The sequence below is a fragment of the Vibrio sp. 10N.222.49.C9 genome, from assembly GCF_041474985.1.
In the GTDB taxonomy this organism is placed as follows: domain Bacteria; phylum Pseudomonadota; class Gammaproteobacteria; order Enterobacterales; family Vibrionaceae; genus Vibrio; species Vibrio crassostreae_C.
The window spans coordinates 1-2480 of sequence record NZ_JBFRVD010000175.1; the positions used below are offsets into that span (position 1 = coordinate 1).

Sequence of the window (2480 nt, forward strand, 5' to 3'; positions counted from 1 at the left end):
AGATTAAAGAACTAAAGAAACCCATTCAGACGATGGGGCTGAAGATAAAATCATCCAATATTACCTTTAGGTATAGGTAAATTAACCAAGTGCTTGCCACTAAGGCCGACTTTAAAAGTCGGCTTTTTTTGTTTGCCCAGCAAAGCTGGCAAACCCGTTAGGTTGAGAGAAACCTGAATCACCCCGACTGAGGGGAAGATAACCCGACTGGCAAGGGCGTTGTTGGCTAACGGCAAGGTCTGAAGGAAGCCATAGGAAGTTAACAGTACATAACGCAAGTGAACCTGCTTCGGCAGTGTAGGTGGGTAAGCGTCCGAAATAGCGCGAAGCCCAATACTCAGTCAGACCTATGCTGTGCTTGAGGATGGCATTGTTAACAGGGAGTCAGTGCAGTAACTGGGGAAGCCTGACACCACATCCGGGTATATGCCGGAGACATACGCTTAAGGTGAAAACCAAGACTTATGTTGGTGCGAGGTGGCAGATGAATCCGTAGTAGTGAGTAAGGCACAGCCTGTGAAGCCCAGTAATGGTGTGGAGGAGAAAACTGAGCTGATCATCAGCATTATGTTTGATGGGGCACTGAACAGCCAAAAGCAGTCAGTGTTGCGAAGGGAGGAAGTACACTTTAAGTCTGTGATGAACAGATGTTTTTTTTTAGTGGTACACAAACCGATTCGCTATCGGGGTATTCCGGACTGGTGATCTGTGGAGACAGAAAACTGGGTCGAGAAACCGTACATGGGAGTAGCTCTGACTCACTTTAGTATATTGCCATTAGGCTAGAAGGCTAAATAGCAGAGGGAAACAGACCAACACGAAAGAACACATTTTGTCCCCACACAGCACACAGTCCAAGGTGAGACGTTGAGAGTTTATTACAGCCTGTATGGGCAGTTGCTCCACAAAGAGCGACTATATAAAGGATTTAAAAAGGTGTGGAAAGCGAAAGGCGCGGCCGGAATAGATGGGCAGAGCCTGAGCGACTTCGCCTCAAATCTGAGTAACAATCTCGATCAACTTCTCGCTGAACTTCAAAACAAGCAGTATGAACCTCAACCAGTGAGACGGGTTGAAATCCCGAAAGAGGGGGGAGGTATCAGGCTACTTGGTATCCCAACAGTACGGGATAGAGTTGTCCAACAAACTCTGAATGACCTCCTAACTCCGATCTTCGAAGAGCAGTTTCACCCATCGAGCTTTGGGTACAGACCGCATCGAAGTTGTCATGATGCTATCAATAAATCGACGATGTTTATCCGCCGCTATGGATTGGAGCATGTTGTCGATATGGACTTATCAAAATGCTTCGACAAGCTTGATCATGAGCTTATCTTGAGAAGTATTAGAGAGAGAGTCAGGGATAGTAGTGTACTGGCACTGATAAGTCAGTTCCTGAAAAGCGGAGTGATGGTAGGTGAGCATTGGCAGAAGACCGAGATAGGAAGCCCGCAAGGTGGCGTAATAAGCCCCTTGATAGCGAATATCTATTTGGATGCGTTCGATCAGGAGATGCGGAATCGAGGTCATCGAATTGTTCGTTATGCAGATGATATTCTAATCTTCTGTCGCAGTCGAAAAGGTGCAGGAAATGCACTTGCTCAAGCGACCAAGGTGCTGGAGAAAGAGCTGAAACTGACGGTGAATCAGGCGAAATCACATATCGCGCACAGCAAAGACGGTGTGAGGTTCCTTGGTGTAGAAATCGGGAGTCGATATACCCGTATTCAAGCCAAGAAACTCGTCGAGTTCAAACGAAAGTTAAAGCAGATGACAAAACGTAATGGTGGTAAACCACTTACAGATGTTATCAAAGAGCTGAATCCAATATTAAGAGGGTTCAGTTACTACTTCAGGATCGCTAATGCGAAAAGAGAGTTCTATCAAATAGCGGGATGGTTGCGACGAAGGCTTCGCAGTGTGCAACTAAGGTTATGGAAGAAACCGGCACGGCTACATCGTAGGTTAAAACAACTAGGATATAAGCCACCGTTTAAGTTCATCACCATGACAAGTTGGAACAGTGCTAGAAGTCCACTCGCCAGTCTCTCAATGCCCAACCAGTGGTTTGCTGACTTGGGTTTGCTGAACTTGGAACATGTTAGGACAGGGTATGTGTTCAGCAATTACGCTGAATGGAAGTGTACAGGAGCCGTATACGAGGCCCGTACGTACGGTTCTGTGAGAGGGATGAGGCGGTAACGCCTCACCCTACTCGATGTATCTGCTTAACCAACAGGAATAACTACTTTCTGATGATGCTTAATTGCAATTTATGAAAATCTGGTTGGAACGCATCACCTCACAACTTTACCAAGCATTAGCAAACACCTGCGTCCAGTAGATGCCGTATTGGGTATCTGCATTTTCTACTGCGCTTGCGCCCATCTCTGTGACATTACTGCTCATTATATTTTGGCAGTGGCCAGCGCTGCTCATCCATGATGCCATGACGTCGTCTATTGAATTTTGCCCAGCGG

3 protein-coding genes are annotated in these 2480 nt (G+C 46.5%); 1 reads left to right on the forward strand and 2 read right to left on the reverse strand.

Annotated elements, in window-relative coordinates:
* Nucleotides 1-50: 50 nt before the first annotated feature.
* Nucleotides 51-278 (reverse strand): hypothetical protein, encoded by a 228-nt coding sequence (locus tag AB4585_RS22585; RefSeq protein ID WP_372171054.1) that lies wholly within the window; start codon nt 276-278, stop codon nt 51-53.
* A gap of 589 nt (nt 279-867) precedes the next feature.
* Between AB4585_RS22585 and ltrA the strand changes: the two genes are divergently transcribed.
* Nucleotides 868-2202 (forward strand): group II intron reverse transcriptase/maturase, encoded by a 1335-nt coding sequence (ltrA, locus tag AB4585_RS22590; RefSeq protein ID WP_102381128.1) that lies wholly within the window; start codon nt 868-870, stop codon nt 2200-2202.
* 108 nt (nt 2203-2310) lie between these two features.
* Here the strand turns inward: ltrA and AB4585_RS22595 are convergent, their stop codons facing one another.
* Entirely contained in the window at nt 2311-2463 is a 153-nt protein-coding gene (locus tag AB4585_RS22595) for a CAP domain-containing protein (RefSeq protein WP_372171055.1), read from the reverse strand.
* Nucleotides 2464-2480: the final 17 nt, after the last annotated feature.